Below are 18589 nucleotides of genomic sequence, written 5' to 3'. Positions count from 1 at the left end.
AGCCTGGACACACACCGGTACGAGGCGTGAAGCGCGCCCGAAGGGATTCGAACCCCTAACCTTCTGATCCGTAGTCAGATGCTCTATCCGTTGAGCTACGGGCGCCAGTGTTCAGTTGTGGTCTAGCAGGTGTTGCGTGGCGGAGGCGAGAGGATTTGAACCTCCGGTTCCCTTTGAGGGGAACAACTCATTAGCAGTGAGCCCCATTCGGCCGCTCTGGCACGCCTCCATGGCCTTCCAAAGGGTACCCGACCCCGGATACCGAAGCCGCCGGAGGCATAGCGTACACAGCCGCGACATATGCTGTCGAAGTGACCGCCCGCCTGCGGCCCGCGCTGGCCGGGCTGCCTGTTTACGTTCCTGGCAAGACCGTGCCCGGTGCTATCAAGCTCGCCAGCAACGAGACGGTGTTCGGCCCGCTACCCAGCGTCCGCGCCGCGATCCAGAACGCGACCGACCTGATCAACCGCTACCCCGACAACGGCTGCGTGCAGCTCAAGGCCGCTCTGGCCGAACATCTCGGTGGCTTCACGCCGGCACACGTGGCCGTCGGCTGCGGCTCGGTCAGCCTGTGCCAGCAACTGGTGCAGATCACCGCGACCACGGGCGATGAGGTGGTGTTCGGCTGGCGCAGCTTCGAGCTCTACCCGCCGCAGGTGCAGGTCGCCGGAGCCACCCCGGTGCAAATACCGCTGCGCGACCACACCTTTGACCTGGACGCGATGCTGGCCGCCGTCACCGACCGCACCCGGCTGATCTTCGTCTGCAACCCCAACAACCCGACCTCCACGGTCGTCGAACCCGACGCGCTGACCCGCTTCGTGGAAGCCGTCCCGCCGGACATCCTGATCGTCATCGACGAGGCTTACGTCGAATACATCCGCGACGGCATGGCACCCGACAGCCTGGGTCTGGTCCGCGCCCACGACAACGTCGTCGTCCTGCGCACCTTCTCCAAGGCGTACGGCCTGGCGGGCCTGCGCATCGGCTACGCCGTCGGGCACCCTGATGTGATCACCGCGCTGGACAAGGTCTACGTCCCGTTCACCGCGACCAGCGTTTCGCAGGCTGCCGCCATCGCGTCGCTGCAGGCGGCCGACGAACTGCTCGAACGCACCGACGCGGTGGTCGCCGAGCGGCGACGGGTCAGCGCGGCGCTGCGCGAGGCGGGCTTCGAACTGCCGGTGTCCCAGGCCAACTTCGTCTGGCTGCCGCTGGGCCCTCGCACGTGCGACTTCGTCGAGCGGGCCGCCGAGGCGCTGATCGTCGTGCGCCAGTACGGCTCCGACGGCGTCCGCGTCACCATCGGTGCGCCGGAAGAAAACGATGCCCTGCTGCGGTTCGCCCGCGGCTGGATCTGACGGGCCCCGCAGCCCACGCGACTGTGAAGCTGGCCGCACGTTCGGCGAAGATGGACCGCGCTAGCCGGGATTGCGGCCGGTGAACGCGATCAGCCGGGTCAGCGGGTCAGCGTCGTCCGCTACCTCGACCGGGTCGTCGAATCCGGCCGCGCCGCGTTGTTCCGGCCTGATTACGGTGTGCGCTAAACCCAGCACGTAGTCGGCCAGCGAATCCGGGGCATCCACCTCATGCCCGACGGCGCGCGCGTAATCCCAGGCATGCACCAGAAACTCGAGAGAGAAGACGGCGACGGCCACCCGCGCGGGCATCGAGCCGCCCCCGAATGCGACCTCACCGTCCAGACCGTGCCGGTGCCAGGCGTCCAGGGCGGGACGTGCGGTGCTGACGACCAGCTGCTCCACCGACTCGGTGTCCTGCGGCACCTCGAACCGCGCGCCGACCATGCCGCCCAGGCTGGTGATCGATCGGATCAGATGCGCGGTGAGGTCCTTGACGTTGTACTCCGAACACGGCGTCTGCTTGGTCTTGTCGGAGCCGGCCACGGTGTGCAGCACCTGCTGCAGCACCCCCAGCGTCAACTCGGCGCTGCGCAGCTCGTCGGTGGGCGGAGATTCGGGGCCGGGGACCAAGTCGTCGGGCATACCCGCCACGCTACGGTCTCGATATGGGCGAAACATACGAATCCGTCACCGTCGAGATCAAGGACCAGGTAGCGCAGGTGACGCTGATCGGTCCGGGCAAGGGCAACGCGATGGGGCCCGCCTTCTGGGCTGAGATGCCGGATGTGTTCGCGGCCCTCGACGCCGATCCGGACGTCCGCGCCATCGTCATCACCGGGTCGGGCCGGAACTTCAGCTACGGCCTGGACGTGCCGGCCATGGGCGGCTCATTCACCCCACTGCTGTCCGGTGAAGCCCTGGCCGGACCACGTGCGATCTTCCACCGCGAGGTCAAGCGCATGCAGGGCGCCATCACCGCGATCGCCGACTGCCGTACCCCCACGATCGCCTCGGTGCACGGCTGGTGCATCGGCGGCGGCGTCGACCTCATCTCGGCGGTCGACATCCGCTACGCCAGCTCAGACGCCAAGTTCTCGGTGCGCGAAGTCAAGCTGGCCATCGTCGCCGACGTCGGTAGCCTGGCCCGCCTGCCGCTGATCCTCAACGACGGACACCTGCGCGAGCTGGCGCTGACCGGCAAGGACATCGACGCGGCCCGCGCCGAGAAGATCGGCCTGGTCAACGACGTCTACGACGACGCCGAGGCCACGCTCGCGGCGGCCCACGCCACCGCCGCCGAGATCGCCGCCAACCCCCCGCTGACCGTGCACGGCATCAAGGACGTGCTCGACCAGCAGCGCATCTCGGCGGTGTCGGAGAGCCTGCGCTACGTGGCCGCCTGGAACGCGGCGTTCCTGCCGTCCAAGGATCTGACCGAGGGCATCTCGGCGACATTCGCCAAGCGTCCGCCGCAGTTCACCGGCGAGTAACGACCCAGAGGGCACCTGCCAGCCACCCGGTCGCCAGAATCAGCCCGGCGAACTCCAGCCATCCCACCGTCGCGCCGTCGCGATGACCGGTGTCGACCAGATGGCTGAGCGCATGCAACGCCCAGTGCGCGGTGGCGAACGCCAGCGCCGGCACCCGCCAGGCCGGCCAGCGCAGCGCCGCCAGCAGCAACAGCCCCAGCGGCAACTCGAAGGATGCGTTGTCGAAGATGTAGTGGTCGTTGCGGACGCCGAAGGCGCCGAGGCTGTCGAAGAAGGCGCCCGGCGCCACGATCATGAACAAGCCGAGACCCACCGAATAGAACCCGAACACGAGCAGGATCACCTCGACGTAGCGCGAGCGGGCTTGCATGGCTTCAAAGCTAGGCTGACGCAGATGAGTTCGACACCCGATGGCCGGATTCGTGTGCCGGCCGACCTGGACGCCGTCACAGCGATCAGCGCAGAAGACCATTCGGAGATCGACAGCGCCACCGTCGAAAGGATCTGGCAGGCCGCCCGGCACTGGTACCAGGCCGGCATGCACCCGGCTATCCAGCTCTGCATCCGGCGCAACGGGAAGGTGGTGCTCAACCGCGCGATCGGCCATGGCTGGGGCAACGCACCCACCGACGAACCCGACGCCGAGAAGATCCCCGTCACCACCGACACCCCGTTCTGCGTCTACTCGGCGGCCAAGGGCATCACCGCAACCGTGGTGCACATGCTGGTCGATCAGGGCGTCTTCGCGCTTGATGACCGCGTCTGCGAATACATCCCCAGCTACACCAGCCACGGGAAGGACCGGACGACGATCCGGCACGTGCTCACCCACAGCGCGGGAGTCCCGTTCCCCACCGGTCCCAAGCCGGACCTGCGCCGCGCCGACGACCACGAATACGCGCAGGAGCAGCTCGGCAAGCTACGGCCGCTCTACCCGCCGGGCCGGATGCACATGTACCACGCGCTGACCTGGGGCCCGCTGATGCGCGAAATCGTCTACGCGGCCGCCGGCAAAGACATCCGCGACATCCTCGCCGCGCAGATCCTGGATCCGTTGCACTTCCGGTGGACCAATTTCGGCGTCGCACCGCAGGACATCCCGCTGGTCGCGCCCAGCCACCCCACCGGCAAACCGCTTCCGCCGGCTATCGCGGCGATCTTCCGCAAGGCGATCGGCGGCACCGTGCACGAGATCATCCCCTATACGAACACTCCTGCGTTTCTGTCGACCGTGGTGCCGTCGTCCAACACCATCTCCACCGCGCACGAGCTGTCCCGATTCGCCGAGATCTGGCGCCGGGGCGGCGAACTCGACGGTGTTCGCATCATGAGCCCGGAACGGATGTACGGCGCCGTCCAGGAATCCCGGCGGTTGCGGCCCGATGTCGCGGTGGGGCTGATGCCGGCCCGCTGGGGCACCGGTTACATGCTGGGCACCGAGCGGTTCGGACCGTTCGGCCGCAATGCACCACAGGCGTTCGGCAATCTCGGCCTGGCCAACATCGCGATCTGGGCCGACCCGGCGCGTGGCATGTCCGCCGGTTTGATCAGCAGCGGGAAGCCCGGCAAGGATCCCGAGCTCAAGCGCTACAAAGCCCTGATGGACACGATTGCCGCGTCGATTCCACGCGTCTGAACGTTTGTCCCAGGCCTGCGCGGGCAACCACCGCGGATGGATTCCGAACGCTTCCGCCAGCTCCTGGACACGCGCGGCCCATTCGTGTCGATGTACTTCGAAGACACGCATAACACTCCCGACGCCGACGAACAGCTCGAGCTCAAGTGGCGCGCGCTGCGTGACCAACTGGAAAGACAGGGCGTCACCGACGAACTGACCGCCGAGATCGAGCGCGCGGTGATGGACCTGCGGCCAGCCGTCGGCTGGAGCGGCCGTGGAGTGGTCGCCGGCGCAGACGGCGTCGTCGTCAACGAGCACCTGCTGCGTCCGACCGCGACGACGGTGGTCCGTGTCTCGGAGCTGCCCTACATCGTCCCGATCGTCGAGCACGGCTTCGTCACCCCCGCCTATCTGCTGATCGAGGTCGATCATGCGGGCGCCGACATCACCATCCACATCGACGGCGTCTTGGAGACAGAGACCGTCGACGGTGGCGGCTATCCGGTGCACAAGGCGTCCGGTGCCGAAACCGCCGGATACGGCGACCCGCAGCAACGCACGGACGAAGCCGCCCGCAAGAACATCCGCGCGGTGGCCGACCGTATCGCCGAGCTGGTGGACGGGACTGCGGCCGATGCGGTGTTCGTGGTCGGCGAAGTCCGTTCTCGCTCCGATCTGGTCAAGGCTCTCGCCGACCGGGTCCGGGACCGCACGGTGCCCCTGGAAGTGGGAGCACGAAACAGCGGACACGACATCACCGAGGTGCAGAGCCACATCGACGCCTGGTTCACCAAGCAAAGGCTGCGCGAAATCGACTATGCTGCACAGCGTTTCGATGCCGAAATGGGCCGGCAATCGGGGCGCGCCGCCGAGGGCCTGGACGCCGTGTGCTCAGCGCTGCGCGAGGGTGCCGTGGAAACGCTGATCGTCGGCGAGATCGGGGACGCCACGGTCGTCACCGACGAAGGACTCACCACCGTTGCGCCGAACCACCAGGTGCTCTCTGAGCAGGGCGCCGCGCCCGCCAAGACGTTGCGCGCCGATGAGGCGCTGCCGATGTTCGCGGTGTCGGCCGGGGCCTCGCTGGTGCGCACCGACGAGCGCATCGATCCGGCCGACGGCATCGCCGCGGTGCTGCGGTACGCGCCGACGCTGCACTGAGGACCTCTGGCAAGTGAGCGGTGGCGGAGGGATTTGAACCCCCGGACGGTTTTAGCCGTCTCTCGCTTTCAAGGCGAGTGCATTAGGCCGCTCTGCCACGCCACCGCAGATAAGGGTAGCGGTGCTTGTAGCGTGGCCAGCATGCGCGCCATCGTCGCCGAAACCGCCGAGCGGTTGGTCTGGCAAGACGTCCCGGATGCCTCCGCCGGACCCGGTGAAGTACTGATCAAGGTGGCAGCGGCCGGCGTCAATCGCGCCGACGTGCTGCAGGCCGCCGGCAAGTACCCGCCGCCCCCGGGCGCCAGCGAGATCATCGGCATGGAGGTCAGCGGGACCATCGCCGACGTGGGCGCCGATGTCACCAAATGGACTGTTGGGCAAGAGGTTTGTGCCCTGTTGGCCGGTGGTGGCTACGCGGAGTACGTCGCCGTTCCGGCCGGACAGGTGCTGCCGGTGCCGGCGCCCCTGGACGTTGTCGATGCCGCGGGCGTCCCCGAAGTGGCCTGCACGGTCTGGTCGAACCTGGTGATGACCGCCCATCTGGGGCCTGGCCAGCTGGTGCTGCTGCATGGCGGGGCCAGCGGCATCGGCAGTCACGCGATTCAGGTGGCACACGCGCTCGGCGCCCGGGTGGCAGTCACCGCCGGCTCTGCGGAGAAGCTCGAACTGTGCCGGGAACTAGGCGCCCAGATCGCCATCTCCTACCGCGACGAGGACTTCGTCGCGCGGCTGAGGCAGGAGAACGACGGCAGCGGCGCCGACGTGATCCTCGACATCATGGGAGCGGCCTACCTGGACCGCAACGTCGACGCGCTGGCCACCGACGGGCAGCTGGTGATCATCGGCATGCAGGGCGGGGTGAAGGCCGAACTCAACATCGGCAAACTCATGGCCAAACGGGCCCGCGTCATCGGCACCACGCTGCGCGCCCGCCCGGTCAGCGGGCCGAACAGCAAGAGCGCCATCGTCGACGCGGTGACGACCTCGGTGTGGCCGATGTTCGCCAGTCAGCGGGTGCGGCCGATCATCGGCAAGCGCCTGCCGATCCAGGACGCGGCCGAAGCGCACCGCCTGCTGCAGTCCGGCGAGACGTTCGGGAAGATCCTGCTGACGATCTAACCCAGCGAAGCCAGCGCGCGCACCAGCTGATCCACCTCGGCCATCGTCGAGTAGTGCGCCAGGCCGACGGTCACCGCGCCGCCGATGTCGTTGACCCCCAGCACATCCAGCACGCGGGAGTTCGCATTGGCGATGGCCAGAATCCCGTTGTCGGCCAACCGTTGCACCACCCGGTCGGCGGGCACTTCGTTGACGGCGAAGCTGATCACCGGTATCCGCGATTCGGGGCGGCCCAGCAGGATCACCAGCGGTAGCGACCTTAGCGACGCCATCAGGTAGTCGTAGATCCGGCTCAGGTACGACGACGCGGACTGCATCGAGACCGACAATCGCTCCCGCCTGCTGCCCCGGGCCGACTCGTCCAGGGCGGCGAGGTATTCGATGCTTGCGACGACGCCGGCCAGCAGGCCGAACTGGTGCCCGCCCACTTCCAGGCGCTCGGGCCCGGTGGCGTACGGGTTGGTGGAAACCGAACTGAACGTGTTGATCAGCGCCGGCTCGCGGAACACCATCGCCCCGATCGGCGGTCCGCCCCAGTTCACGGCGTTCACCGCCACCACGTCGGCTTCGGTCTCCTTGATGTCGATCAGCCGATAGGGCGCCGCGGCTGAGTGGTCGACAACCACCAGGGCACCCACGTCGTGGGCCAGCTTTGTCGCTGCCCGCAGGTCGGTGACGGCGCCCAGCGTCCCGGACGCCGAGGTGACGGCGACCAGCCGGGTGGATTTGTTGATCAGGCTCTCCCACTGCCACGTCGGCAGCTCTCCGGTCTCGATGTCGACCTCGGCCCACTTGACCTTGGCGCCGTAGCGGTGGGAGGCGCGCAGCCAAGGCGCGATATTGGCCTCGTCGTCCAGACGGCTGACGACCACCTCGTACCCGAGGCCGGCGCGGGCGGACGACGCCTCGGCCAGCGAGGCCAGCAGCACGGCGCGATCGGCACCCAGCACGACACCGCTGGGATCGGCGTTGACCAGATCGGCCACCGCCTCGCGGACCGCGTCCAGCACCGCCGCGCTGCGCCGCGCCGACGGGTGCGCGCCCGCGGTACTGGCGCCCGACCGGCGAAAGGCCGTGGACACCGTGGTTGCCACGGAATCGGGGATGAGCATGCCTGTCGGCGCATCGAAGTGCACCCATCCGTCACCGAGCGACGGGTGCAGTCCGCGCACCCGGGCGACGTCGTAGGCCATGCCAGCCACCTTAGAGCTAACGCAATTTCCACAAATGGGTGTCGGTAGCGGATGCGCCATAGACGTTCCTGCCGTTACCGGCCTCCCGAGTCAACTCACCCGGGCAGCCATACTAGTCGAGTGAGCTTGTGCTTCGGAACGCTGATCGCATTGGTACTGCTGATCGCGCCGGGCGCCATCGTCGCACGTATTGCGCAGTTGAATTGGCCGATCGCCATCGCGGCCGGACCAGCGCTGACGTACGGCGTAGTGGCGCTGGCGATCCTCCCCTACGGCGCGCTCGGCATCCCGTGGAACGGCTGGACCGCCTTGGCGGCGCTGGCCGTCGTCTGTGTGCTGGCGACGGTGCTCCAGCTGCTGCTCGCCCGTTTCCGGGATAAACAGGCTGAGGCGCGCGCAATCAATCCCGGCCCGGCGATCGTCGTCGCGGCCGGTGTGCTGCTGGGAGTCGTGCTGATCGCCTGGGCCGCGTTCAGCGGCATCCCGCACTGGCAGTCGATACCCAGCACCTGGGACGCGGTGTGGCACGCCAACCAGGTGCGCTGGATCCTCGACATCGGCCAGGCTTCGCCCACCCACATGGGCGAGCTGCGCAACGTCGAGACCCACGCGCTGCTCTACTACCCGTCGGTCTTCCCCGCTCTGACCGCCGTGTTCTGCCAGTTGACCGGCGCGGCGGCCGCCACCGGCTACACGCTGAACTCGCTGGCGGTGGCCATCTGGCTCTTCCCGGTCAGCGCGGCCGTCCTCACCTGGCGTGCGCTGCGCACCCACACCACCGAGTGGCGCACCGCGGTGACCGCGGCCACCGCCGCCGCGCTCTCGGCGTCGTTCACGGCGGTGCCCTACGTCGAGTTCGACACGGCCGCGATGCCGAACCTGGCGGCCTACGGGGTCGCCATTCCGGCCATGGCCCTGATCACCTCGACGCTGCAACACCGCGACCGCATCCCGGTGGCCATCCTGGCGCTCGTCGGCGTCTTCTCGGTCCACATCACCGGCGGCATCATCGCGGTCATTCTGGTGGGCGGCTGGTGGCTGTTCGAGGCGCTCTGGCACCCGGTGCGGGGCCGCGTCCGCGACCTGGCGGTGCTGGCCGGCGTCGGGTTCACCTCCGGGGTGATCCTTCTACCTCAGTTCCTGAGCGTCACCAAGCAGGAAGACATCATCGCCGGCCACTCATTCCTGACCTACCTCAGTAAGCGACACGGCCTGTTCGACGCCGTATTCATGCACTCCCGACATCTCAACGACTTCCCCTACCAATGGGGCCTGAGCGTGCTGTGCGCCGTCGGCGGGTTCATCATGCTGGCCAAGAAGATCTGGTGGCCGCTGGCCGTGTGGCTGCTGTTCATCGTGATCAACGTCGACGCGGGCACTCCCCTGTGGGGGCCGCTCGGTCGGGTCGCCGGGGCAGTCGGCGAGTTCTTCTACAAGGACCCGCGCCGCATCGCCGCGGCCACGACCCCGCTGTTCAACCTGATGGCGGCCATAGCGCTGGTCACGATCGTCGCCGGGGCGGTCGCCCTGGCCAAGCGGTTCGTGCAGCGGAGAAAGCCGCTGCCGTCCCGATTCTGGGCGACGGCGACCGCGGCGCTGCTGATCGGCATCAGCGTGGCCAGTGCCTGGCACTACTTCCCGCGGCACCGGTTCCTGTTCGGCGACAAGTACGACTCGATCATCGTCGACCAGCGCGACCTCGACGCCATGGCGTACCTGGCGAAGCTGCCGGGCGCGCACGACACGATGATCGGCAACTCCAACGTCGACGGCACTTCCTGGATGTACGCGGTGGCCGGCCTGCATCCGTTGTGGACCCACTACGACTACCCGGTGCAGATGGGGCCCGGCTACCACCGCTACATCTTCTGGGCCTTCGCCAAGAAGGGTGACTCCGATCCCCGGGTGGTGGAGGCGATCAAGGCCCTCAACATCCGTTATGTCCTAGCCAGCGGCCCGACGATCCGAGGGTTCAAAGTTCCCGAAGGACTATATTTTCTGGACAAGTCGCCGTACTGGAACCTGATCTACGACAACGGCGGCGCCCAGATCTACGAATGGCACGGCGACACTCCGGTGCACCCCTAGACCACAAACAAGGACGGTGATTGCGTTGGCCAACGGCAACGACGACCACGCCGACGACAGCGACGGCATCGAGGTAATTGGCGGAGTCGACCCGCGATTGATGGCGTTGCGCGAAGAGGACGACTCCGAGGAACGCTCGCTCACCGACCTGGTCGAGCAGCCCGCGAAGGTGATGCGGATCGGCACCATGATCAAGCAGCTGCTCGAAGAGGTGCGCGCCGCTCCGCTGGACGAGGCCAGCCGCACCCGGCTCCGCGACATCCACGCCACCAGCATCCGCGAACTCGAGGACGGCCTGGCACCGGAACTGCGCGAGGAACTCGAACGACTCACCCTGCCCTTCAACGAGGACAGCGCGCCCTCGGATGCCGAGTTGCGGATCGCACAGGCACAGTTGGTCGGCTGGCTGGAGGGGCTGTTCCACGGCATCCAGACCGCGCTGTTCGCCCAGCAGATGGCCGCCCGGGCCCAGCTCGAGCAGATGCGGCAGGGCGCACTGCCGCCCGGGATCGGCAAGCCGGGCCCGCACGGGCACGGCACCGGACAGTACCTGTAAGCCGTGTCGAGCGGTCCCCACATCGAGACCCGCGACGCGTGGGTCGAGTTCCCCATCTTCGACGCCAAGTCGCGTTCCCTGAAGAAGGCCTTCCTGGGCAAGGCCGGCGGCGCTATCGGCCGCAACGCCTCCAACGTGGTGGTCATCGAGGCGTTGCGCGACATCACCATGTCGCTGGAGCTCGGCGACCGCGTCGGGTTGGTGGGCCACAACGGCGCCGGCAAATCCACTCTGCTGCGGCTGCTTTCGGGCATCTACGAACCGACGCGCGGCTGGGCGAAAGTGACCGGGCGGGTGGCGCCGGTGTTCGATCTGGGTATCGGCATGGATCCCGAGATCTCGGGCTACGAGAACATCATCATCCGAGGCCTGTTTCTGGGGCAGACCCGCAAGCAGATGCTCGCCAAGGTGGACGAGATCGCCGAGTTCACCGAATTGGGCGATTACCTGTCGATGCCGCTGCGCACCTACTCGACCGGTATGCGGGTGCGACTGGCGATGGGCGTCGTCACCAGCATCGACCCGGAGATCCTGCTGCTCGACGAGGGCATCGGCGCGGTGGACGCCGAGTTCCTGAAGAAGGCGCAGTCCCGCCTGCAGAGCCTGGTGGAACGCTCCGGAATCCTGGTGTTCGCAAGCCATTCCAACGAATTCCTGGCCCGGCTGTGCAAGACGGCGATGTGGATCGACCACGGCGTGATCCGGCAGAGCGGCGGTATCGAAGACGTGGTGCGCGCCTACGAGGGCGACGACGCGGCACGGCATGTGCGCGAGGTACTCGCCGAGACCGCGCGTGAGTGACCGGGTCTTCGCCGTCGTGGTCACCCACCGGCGTCCCGAGGAACTCGCCCGCTCGCTGGAGATGTTGTCCACCCAGACCCGGCCACCGGACCGGATCATCGTCATCGACAACGACGCCTCCGGTGACAGCCGGGTGCACGATATCGTTGCCGCACAACAGGTCCCGTCGATCTATCTCAACTCCCGGCGAAACCTGGGCGGCGCGGGCGGTTTCGCGCTCGGGATGCTGCTGGCGCTGGCACACGGGGCGGACTGGATTTGGCTCGCCGACGACGACGGCCGGGCCGCGGACACCGCGGTGCTGGCCACCCTGCTGGCGTGCGCCGGAAAGCACGGGCTGGCCGAGGTGTCCCCGATGGTCTGCAACATCGACGACCCGGAGGCTCTGGCTTTTCCGTTGCGCCGTGGACTGGCGTGGCGGCGTCGGGTGAGTGAACTGCGTACCGAGCCAGGCCAGGACCTGCTGCCGGGAATCGCGTCTCTGTTCAATGGCGCGCTGTTCCGCGCCTCGACGCTGGAGGCCATCGGGGTACCGGATCTGCGGTTGTTCATCCGCGGCGACGAGGTGGAGATGCACCGCAGACTCGTGCGATCCGGCCTTCCGTTCGGAACCTGCCTGGACGCTGTGTACCTGCACCCGTGCGGCTCGGATGAGTTCAAACCGATCCTGCGCGGCCGTATGCACACCCAATACCCCGATGACACCAACAAGCGGTTCTTCACCTACCGCAACCGCGGTTACGTGCTGTCCCAGCCGGGGCTGCGCAAGCTGCTGTTCCAGGAATGGGTGCGGTTCGGCTGGTTCTTCCTGGTGACGCGCCGCGACCCCAAGGGGCTGCAGGAGTGGGTCCGGTTGCGCCGGCTGGGACGCCAGGAGAAGTTCGCACGGCCCGGAGGTTCCTCATGACGTTCATCGACGCCGCTGCGCAATCCAAGACGTTCGCCCGCGCGTGGGGTGATCTCACCGCCGGGTTCCGGCGTCACGAACTGTGGCTGCATCTGGGCTGGCAGGACATCAAACAGCGGTACCGCCGTTCGGTGCTGGGGCCGTTCTGGATCACCATCGCGACCGGTACGACCGCCGTCGCCATGGGCGGGCTGTACTCCAAGCTGTTCCATCTCGATCTGTCCGAGCACCTGCCCTACGTCACGCTCGGGCTGATCGTATGGAACCTGATCAACGCCGCGATTCTGGAAGGCGCCGACGTCTTCGTGCACAACGAGGGTCTGATCAAGCAACTGCCGACCCCGCTCAGCGTGCACGTCTACCGGCTGGTGTGGCGGCAGATGATCCTGTTCGCCCACAACATCGTGATCTACGTCGTCATCGCGATCATCTATCCCAAGCCGTGGTCGTGGGCGGACCTGTCGGTGCTTCCCGCGCTGGCGCTGATCATGCTCAACTGCATCTGGGTGTCGCTGTGCTTCGGCATCCTGGCAACCCGCTACCGCGACATCGGGCCGCTGCTGAACTCGGTGGTGCAGTTGCTGTTCTTCATGACGCCGATCATCTGGAACGACAACACACTTCGGCAGCAGGGCGCCGGGCGCTGGTCGAAGATCGTCGAACTCAACCCGCTGCTGCACTACCTCGACATCGTGCGGGCGCCGCTGCTGGGCGCGCCCCAGGAGTTGCGGCACTGGGCGGTGGTGGTGGTGCTGACCGTTGTGGGCTGGGTGATGGCTGCGTTCGCGATGCGGCAGTACCGCGCGCGGGTGCCGTACTGGGTCTGAGAACGCGGCCGCTCCTCCAATAGGGGGAGCACATTTCATCCCTCGAATCGTCCCGCCGGCCGAGGGACCTGCGACGCGATGTGCCTCAGGGTGGGAGTCGGAGCAATCGGCTCGGTTACCGAACTCGCGTCGAGGGGATCGTGCGATGTCGTTTATGTTGGCTCGTCCCGAAGCACTGGCCGCCGCGGCGGCGGACCTGTTGGATGTCGGGACGTCGGTGAGTTCGGCGAACGCGGCGGCGGCAGCCCCGACTACGGCGGTCCTGGCAGCGGCCGCCGATGAGATCTCGCATCAAATCGCCGCGCTCTTCAGCGCTCACGGTCAGGCATATCAGCTGCTCAGCGAACAGGCCTCGGACTTCCACCACCGATTCGCGCAGGTCCTGAGCGCCAGCGGCCTTTCGTACGCAACCGCCGAGGCCGGGAATGCCTCGCCCCTGCAGTCCTTCGGGCAGGCGGCGCTGGGCGTCGTCAATGCCCCAACGCAGGCCTGGTTGGGACGACCCCTGATCGGCGACGGCGTCGCCGGCGGGACCGTGAACGGTGTGGGCCAACCAGGCGGAGCCGGGGGCTTGTTGGTCGGCGACGGCGGCGCGGGTGGGGCGAGCACCGCTCCCGGCGCGGCCGGCGGCGCGGGCGGCAGTGCAGGCCTGATCGGTAACGGCGGCGCCGGTGGTCGCGCCGGAGCCGGGGCGGCCGGCGGCGGCGGCGGGACGGGAGGGTTGCTGTACGGCAACGGCGGCGCCGGCGGCACCGGCGGTGCGGCAGTGGCCGGGGTGAACGGGGGAATGCCCGGACGCGGCGGCGACGCGGGCAGCGCGATCTGGTTCGGCAACGGCGGCAGCGGCGGGCAAGGTGGCACGGGACTGGCGGGGGCCGACGGGCTCAATCCGACTCCCACCGGCAAGGCCGCTCCCGAAGGAAGCTACGGCGCCAACAACGCTGTCAACAGCAATGGCTATTTCTCGGCGGGAGGGGGCACCGGCGGCGCAGGTGGCACCGGCGGTCCCGGAGAATCCGGCGGTCAGGGTGGAGGCGGAGGTACCGGCGGTGCCACCGTCACTGGCAGCGCGGGCGGAAATCTTCCGATTGCCATCGGGGGCGCCGGCGGGAACGGCGGATTCGCCGGTGCGGGTGGGACCGGGGGCTCCGGCGGAGCCGGGGGTGCTGCTGTACTCAACGACGGCACCTCCACCGCCGCGTACGCCGGCGCGTTCGGCGGACCAGGCGGACTGGGAGCGCCCGGAGGGGAGTTCGGCGGATCGGGTGGCGCCGGCGGGAACGGTGGCGAAGCGTCGGCCTGGGCCCCGAACTACCGCGCGAACGCTTATGGCGGCTACGGAGGAACCGGCGGACACGGTGCTTCCGGCGCCAACGGTGGCGCGGGCGGAAGGGGTGGCAGCGGCGGCAGCGGCGGTCATGGCGGTCTGTTCGTCGGCAACGGCGGCAGCGGCGGAAACGGCGGGGGTGGCGGCACGGGCGGTCTCGGCGACCTCGGTGGCGCGGGCGGACGCGGTGGCAACGGCGGCGCCGCCTGGCTCAACAGTGTCCCGAGCGGGACCGAAGGAAATGGTGGAGACGGCGGCGCCGGCGGCGACGGGGGCAGTGGTGGAGACGGCGGCGCCGGCGGAAGCGGCGGCCAGGGGGGCGCGGGTGGTGCGCTGTGGGGCTCCGGCGGGGTCGGCGGACATGGTGGTCTCGGTGGGGCCGGCGGCGGCGGTGGTCACGGCGGTGACGGAGGTCATGGCGGTGTGAGCGGAGGCACCGGCGGTCAGACCGGCCACGCAGGTGCCGCGGGTGACGGCGGCAGCGGCGGCGCCTCCGGAGTCGGCGGCAGCGGCGGTGAGGGCGGCGCCAGTGGCGTCCTCGGCGGTGGCCCCGGCGCGAGCGGCGCCATAGGCGGAACGGGCGCTGTAGGTGCCGACGGTCTCGGTGGCACACCCGGCTAGACCGCTTGCCGGCCGGTAGGTTGGCGCAATGAGCGTTCCGGGCCGCAACAAAGTCGACGCCAGCCTGCTTTCCGGTGTCTCCGAGACAGCCCTGCTCACGTTGAGTGGCCGGGCTTTCCAGGCCGCCCACCCGGACGCGATCATCGACGACCCGATGGCCGTCAAGCTCGTCGAATCCATCGACTTCGATTTCGACAAGTTCGGCCGGCGCAAGGGCCAGGAGATGGCGCTGCGGTCGTTGGCCGTCGACAGATGCGCGCTCGCCTACCTCGCCGCGCACCCCAGGGCCACCGTCGTCGCCCTCGCCGAGGGCTTTCAGACCAGCTTCTGGCGGCTGGACAGAGCATTGCCTGACGCTCAATTCCGTTGGGTGTCAATCGATCTGCCGCCGGTGATCGAGCTGCGCCGACGGCTGCTGCCACACTCGCCGCGGATCACCGAGATCGCGCAGTCCGCGCTCGACTACAGCTGGATGGACCAGATCGACACCGCCGATGGGGTGTTCATCACCGCCGAGGGGCTGTTGATGTATCTGCAGCCTTCCGAGGCAATGGGTTTGATCACGCAGTGCGCCAAGCGTTTTGCCGGCGGGCAGATGTTCTTCGACGTACCGCCGACCATCGTCAAGAAGGTAGCGAAGAAGGGCATGCGCTCGTCCAAGCACTACCGGGTGCCGCCGATGCCGTTCAGCCTGTCACCACGCCAACTGGCGGATCTGGTGAACACTATTCCCGGCATCCGCGCCGTGCACGATGTGCCGATACCCGCCGGGCGCGGCTGGTTCTTCGGGCGCGCCTACCCGGCGCTCTGGGAGTTCCCGCCACTCAAGCAATTCCGGGGCGCCTACACCTTGCTCGAATTCGGCTGACGCTCAGCGGGTTTCCCGCGTCACCACCAGCTCCTGGTTGCCGGTGGCCCAAGCCTGCTGAAAGACGTCGAGCGGCACCACCTCGTCGGCGCGGGTCCCGCTGTCGTTGAGGTGCACCATGCCGTTGACCAGGTCGACACCGGTCACGACGACGGCGTGGTCGCTCATCGGGTTGCCGCGGTTGTCTCTGGTCTGGATGGGCAGGCCCCAGATCATCTCGGCGTTCACCCCCGCGATCACCTTGTGGCCGTCGGCCAGGTAGTGCTCGAGCGCCTCCATGCCGGAGTCCAGCCCGGTCATCGGGGCCTCGTCCTGGCTGGTGGCCACCCCGTAGATGCCGTACTGCGCCAGCAGCAACGGAATGTCACCGGGGTCGGTGCCGTTGCCCGCGCTGTACATCGGACCCCGGTGGACGCGGCTGCCCAGCCGCTGCGCCACCGCGACGATCTCCTCCTCGGAAGGCTGGCGACGGGTCAGCTCGCCGATCACATCGGCGGCGGCCATCAGGGCACAGTCGTCGAAGGACTGCTTGCGCCAGTACTGGGCGGCTGCGGAGGGGTTGCCGTACATCCGAGGAGCCTCACTGTGCGGCGCGGAAGCGGCGGCGTGGGCCAGGCCGGTCGCCAGGCCCAGGGTCACCGCCACGCCGGCGATGGCCAGGGTGACCCTGGCGACGGAGCCGCGGACGTTCTCGATGATGCGCATGAGAGAAGGCTCGGACGCCGTCCTGTTGAGAAGCTCTGCAGATTCTTGGGGCCGGCCCCTCCGATAGGTGGAGCGGATTTCATCCTTCGAATCAGCTACCGGACCGAGGGACTTGCGGCGGGCCCGGGACAGCGGGCATCCACGGCTGAACTGCGGCGCGATACCGCCAGGAACGCACCAAGGATCCTTTTAGAATCCTCCAAGGCCGCACCCGGAAGCTGTCGCGGTGCCTCAAACACTCGTCCGCCCCGACAGCGCGGTCCTGCAGCTGCGGCTCGACCGGCCCGTTCTGCTGCGCCCGATCCCGTTCCAGGCGATCTGCGAGCAGCACCTGCTGCCGTTCTACGGGGTCGTGCACATCGGCTACCTGCGCGGGGACCAGGGGTTGAGCCAGGCTGAGCTCACCCGGGTCGTCGACGCCTGCGCGATCGGCGTGCAGCTGCAGGACAAGATGACCACCCGCATCGGCCTGTGGCTGCATCACCAGTTCGCCCCGCGCGGCCTCGGAGTCCTGGTGGAAGGCGGGTACGCCTGCACCCCGGTGCGCGAGGGCGCCGCCCTTGCCGGACCCACCACCACCATGGCCTTCTACGGCTCGATGCGTGACAACGCCGACCAACAACGCGAATTCATCACCCTCGCCACCAGAAAGAAGATCAATCACCATGCCTGAGATCGCCTTCGCCGGCCCTGCCCAGACCGCCACCATGCACCGCGATGACGCGCCCGTGGGACGCACGGCGCGGTTTCACCTGCGCAAGCGATTCGGTGGCCTGAACTGCTGCCGCCGGTCCTGGTCCGACAACGGCAAGCGCCTGTTCCTGCACGGCTACTCACTCAGCTTCGAGATCGAGTTCGCCTGTGACGAGACCGAACCCGGCGATCAGGTGCTCAGCTCCGATTGCCTCGACGACATCCGCGCCGCGCTTGCGGCTCAGTTCGGGCACACCACGCTGATCGCTACCAACGACCCGCAACGCGACCTGTTCGAGCTGCTTGCCGAACGTGACCTGGTCGACATGCGGATCGTGGACAGCACCGGCCTGGAGGCCTCCGGCGCCTGGGTGTTCGAGACGGTGGAACGCATCGTCGCCCAGGCGACGGGTGGCCGGGCCTGGGTGTCGCGAATCGACGCGCAGGAGAGCGGCAGCCGGGTCTTCACGCTCACCGCATTGCCGGTGAAGGACTGGGTGTGAAGGCGCCTTTCGCGCTGCTTGTGGTCACCGGCCTGATCTGCGCCGGCTGCGGAACAGCCACGGCCGCACCCGATCTCGATGCTTTCCTGACGAACCTGCCGGCGACTCTCAGCGCTGCCGGGTCCCCGGATCAGCTACGCGCCGCGCTCGGCACGGCCCCGCCGGAGGTCTCGCAGGGCCCCGGCACCACGTTGCGGTTTCCGGGCCGGGACGCGCAGTGGTTGGTGACCGCGTGGCGCCTCGACCGCGTCTATGCGGTCGCCACCGATCCACACCAGCAGAGCTGGCAGTTGCTGCGGTACGGGCAGGACGTGCCAGACCCGAACGGCACGCGTATCGCGTTGGTACCGATCACTTTCGGCTCCTGGACCGTCCGTCCGCGATTGGCCGGGCGGCCGGCCGGGCCGCTGCCGGATGTGGTGGCGGGTGCGTCTCCGGCGTACGACATCTCGGCCCACTCCGCACAGGTCGTCGGAATCGACATCGACATGTGACCCCTCGACAGTGCAGGATGCGACCGTGAGCGCCTCTGTCGTCGGCTGTGTGGGCACCCTGATCGTGCCGACGCGCGGCGCCGAGGGCGCCGGCGAGGTATTGCTGAACGTGCGCGGCACCAAAGAGACATTCCTCGCCCGCTCCGACGAACCACTACCGAAGGGCACCCAGGTGCTCGTCGTGCAGGCCCACGGGCCACGAACCGTCGTCGTCGAGCCCTGGCACGACCCGACTTTCACCTGAATATCCAAAACGC

General features: G+C 68.2%; 20 protein-coding genes and 3 tRNA genes. 16 read left to right on the top strand and 7 right to left on the bottom strand.

Features of this window, described 5'->3' with window-relative positions; genetic code table 11:
- Window positions 1–32 precede the first annotated feature (32 nt).
- Both ACNQS7_RS21285 and ACNQS7_RS21280 read right to left on the bottom strand, forming a co-directional pair.
- Window positions 33–105 (bottom strand) — tRNA-Arg (locus tag ACNQS7_RS21285).
- A 32-nt stretch (window positions 106–137) separates the two neighbouring features.
- Window positions 138–229: transfer RNA gene (locus tag ACNQS7_RS21280), tRNA-Ser, on the bottom strand.
- Between the two features lie 82 nt (window positions 230–311).
- Here ACNQS7_RS21280 and hisC point away from each other — a divergent pair.
- A complete protein-coding gene (gene hisC, locus ACNQS7_RS21275; RefSeq protein ID WP_418014092.1) occupies window positions 312–1361 on the top strand; it encodes a histidinol-phosphate transaminase in 1050 nt (349 codons plus the stop codon).
- Window positions 1362–1421: 60 nt separating this feature from the next.
- On the opposite strand, the gene ACNQS7_RS21270 is transcribed toward hisC, so the two are convergent.
- Complete coding sequence (locus tag ACNQS7_RS21270) at window positions 1422–2003, bottom strand: TIGR03086 family metal-binding protein (RefSeq protein ID WP_418014091.1); 582 nt, start codon at window positions 2001–2003, stop codon at window positions 1422–1424.
- Between the two features lie 23 nt (window positions 2004–2026).
- Between ACNQS7_RS21270 and ACNQS7_RS21265 the strand changes: the two genes are divergently transcribed.
- Window positions 2027–2851, top strand: a complete 825-nt coding sequence (locus ACNQS7_RS21265; RefSeq protein ID WP_418014090.1) for a crotonase/enoyl-CoA hydratase family protein — start codon at window positions 2027–2029, stop codon at window positions 2849–2851.
- On the opposite strand, the gene ACNQS7_RS21260 is transcribed toward ACNQS7_RS21265, so the two are convergent.
- On the bottom strand, window positions 2838–3221 hold the full coding sequence (locus ACNQS7_RS21260; protein WP_418014089.1) for a hypothetical protein: 384 nt from the start codon (window positions 3219–3221) through the stop codon (window positions 2838–2840). The two genes, ACNQS7_RS21265 and ACNQS7_RS21260, sit on opposite strands and share 14 nt — an antisense overlap.
- Before the next feature lie 24 nt (window positions 3222–3245).
- On the opposite strand from ACNQS7_RS21260, the gene lipE reads away from it, so the two are divergent.
- Together lipE and ACNQS7_RS21250 are read left to right on the top strand one after the other, a co-directional pair.
- A complete protein-coding gene (lipE, locus tag ACNQS7_RS21255) occupies window positions 3246–4487 on the top strand; it encodes a lipase LipE (protein ID WP_418014088.1) in 1242 nt (413 codons plus the stop codon).
- A 36-nt stretch (window positions 4488–4523) separates the two neighbouring features.
- Window positions 4524–5630, top strand: coding sequence for a hypothetical protein (locus tag ACNQS7_RS21250; RefSeq protein WP_418014087.1), 1107 nt, complete (start codon window positions 4524–4526; stop codon window positions 5628–5630).
- Window positions 5631–5648: 18 nt separating this feature from the next.
- On the opposite strand, the gene ACNQS7_RS21245 is transcribed toward ACNQS7_RS21250, so the two are convergent.
- Window positions 5649–5735, bottom strand: a tRNA-Ser gene (locus tag ACNQS7_RS21245).
- A 36-nt stretch (window positions 5736–5771) separates the two neighbouring features.
- Between ACNQS7_RS21245 and ACNQS7_RS21240 the strand changes: the two genes are divergently transcribed.
- The gene (locus ACNQS7_RS21240) at window positions 5772–6749 is read left to right on the top strand and encodes an NAD(P)H-quinone oxidoreductase (protein ID WP_418014086.1); all 978 of its coding nucleotides are present in this window, start codon (window positions 5772–5774) and stop codon (window positions 6747–6749) included.
- On the opposite strand, the gene ACNQS7_RS21235 is transcribed toward ACNQS7_RS21240, so the two are convergent.
- Window positions 6746–7942 (bottom strand): cysteine desulfurase-like protein, encoded by a 1197-nt coding sequence (locus tag ACNQS7_RS21235; RefSeq protein WP_055576955.1) that lies wholly within the window; start codon window positions 7940–7942, stop codon window positions 6746–6748. The genes ACNQS7_RS21240 and ACNQS7_RS21235 overlap by 4 nt on opposite strands.
- A gap of 120 nt (window positions 7943–8062) precedes the next feature.
- Here ACNQS7_RS21235 and ACNQS7_RS21230 point away from each other — a divergent pair, with 120 nt between their 5' ends.
- From ACNQS7_RS21230 to ACNQS7_RS21200, 7 genes are all read left to right on the top strand, one after another.
- A complete protein-coding gene (locus tag ACNQS7_RS21230) occupies window positions 8063–10030 on the top strand; it encodes a DUF6541 family protein (protein ID WP_418014085.1) in 1968 nt (655 codons plus the stop codon).
- A gap of 100 nt (window positions 10031–10130) precedes the next feature.
- A complete protein-coding gene (locus tag ACNQS7_RS21225; protein ID WP_231752360.1) occupies window positions 10131–10586 on the top strand; it encodes a bacterial proteasome activator family protein in 456 nt (151 codons plus the stop codon).
- 3 nt (window positions 10587–10589) lie between these two features.
- A complete protein-coding gene (locus ACNQS7_RS21220; RefSeq protein WP_065046581.1) occupies window positions 10590–11387 on the top strand; it encodes an ABC transporter ATP-binding protein in 798 nt (265 codons plus the stop codon).
- Window positions 11380–12294, top strand: a complete 915-nt coding sequence (locus ACNQS7_RS21215; protein ID WP_278803223.1) for a glycosyltransferase family 2 protein — start codon at window positions 11380–11382, stop codon at window positions 12292–12294. Before ACNQS7_RS21220 ends, ACNQS7_RS21215 begins: the two co-directional genes overlap by 8 nt.
- On the top strand, window positions 12291–13121 hold the full coding sequence (locus ACNQS7_RS21210; protein ID WP_055576951.1) for an ABC transporter permease: 831 nt from the start codon (window positions 12291–12293) through the stop codon (window positions 13119–13121). The genes ACNQS7_RS21215 and ACNQS7_RS21210 overlap by 4 nt, the downstream gene beginning before the upstream one ends.
- A gap of 145 nt (window positions 13122–13266) precedes the next feature.
- On the top strand, window positions 13267–15069 hold the full coding sequence (locus ACNQS7_RS21205) for a PE family protein (RefSeq protein ID WP_418014084.1): 1803 nt from the start codon (window positions 13267–13269) through the stop codon (window positions 15067–15069).
- A 28-nt stretch (window positions 15070–15097) separates the two neighbouring features.
- Window positions 15098–15937, top strand: a complete 840-nt coding sequence (locus ACNQS7_RS21200) for a class I SAM-dependent methyltransferase (RefSeq protein WP_418014083.1) — start codon at window positions 15098–15100, stop codon at window positions 15935–15937.
- A 3-nt stretch (window positions 15938–15940) separates the two neighbouring features.
- Here ACNQS7_RS21200 and ACNQS7_RS21195 read toward each other — a convergent pair whose 3' ends face one another.
- Window positions 15941–16642 (bottom strand): hypothetical protein, encoded by a 702-nt coding sequence (locus tag ACNQS7_RS21195; RefSeq protein ID WP_418014082.1) that lies wholly within the window; start codon window positions 16640–16642, stop codon window positions 15941–15943.
- A gap of 226 nt (window positions 16643–16868) precedes the next feature.
- Between ACNQS7_RS21195 and ACNQS7_RS21190 the strand changes: the two genes are divergently transcribed.
- The 4 genes from ACNQS7_RS21190 to ACNQS7_RS21175 are packed head-to-tail and all read left to right on the top strand — an operon-like array spanning window position 16869 to window position 18576.
- The gene (locus tag ACNQS7_RS21190; RefSeq protein ID WP_310777215.1) at window positions 16869–17315 is read left to right on the top strand and encodes a GTP cyclohydrolase I; all 447 of its coding nucleotides are present in this window, start codon (window positions 16869–16871) and stop codon (window positions 17313–17315) included.
- Window positions 17308–17838: a 6-carboxytetrahydropterin synthase gene (locus ACNQS7_RS21185; protein WP_418014081.1), complete on the top strand. Its 531-nt coding sequence runs from the start codon at window positions 17308–17310 to the stop codon at window positions 17836–17838. Before ACNQS7_RS21190 ends, ACNQS7_RS21185 begins: the two co-directional genes overlap by 8 nt.
- Entirely contained in the window at window positions 17835–18332 is a 498-nt protein-coding gene (locus ACNQS7_RS21180) for a hypothetical protein (protein WP_418014080.1), read from the top strand. The genes ACNQS7_RS21185 and ACNQS7_RS21180 overlap by 4 nt, the downstream gene beginning before the upstream one ends.
- A 25-nt stretch (window positions 18333–18357) precedes the next feature.
- Window positions 18358–18576: an NfeD family protein gene (locus tag ACNQS7_RS21175; RefSeq protein ID WP_055581339.1), complete on the top strand. Its 219-nt coding sequence runs from the start codon at window positions 18358–18360 to the stop codon at window positions 18574–18576.
- Window positions 18577–18589: the final 13 nt, after the last annotated feature.

It is taken from the genome of Mycobacterium sp. 23 (assembly GCF_048287075.1).
Lineage (GTDB): Bacteria > Actinomycetota > Actinomycetes > Mycobacteriales > Mycobacteriaceae > Mycobacterium > Mycobacterium gordonae_B.
This window is presented reverse-complemented; position numbering and strand designations above follow the sequence as displayed.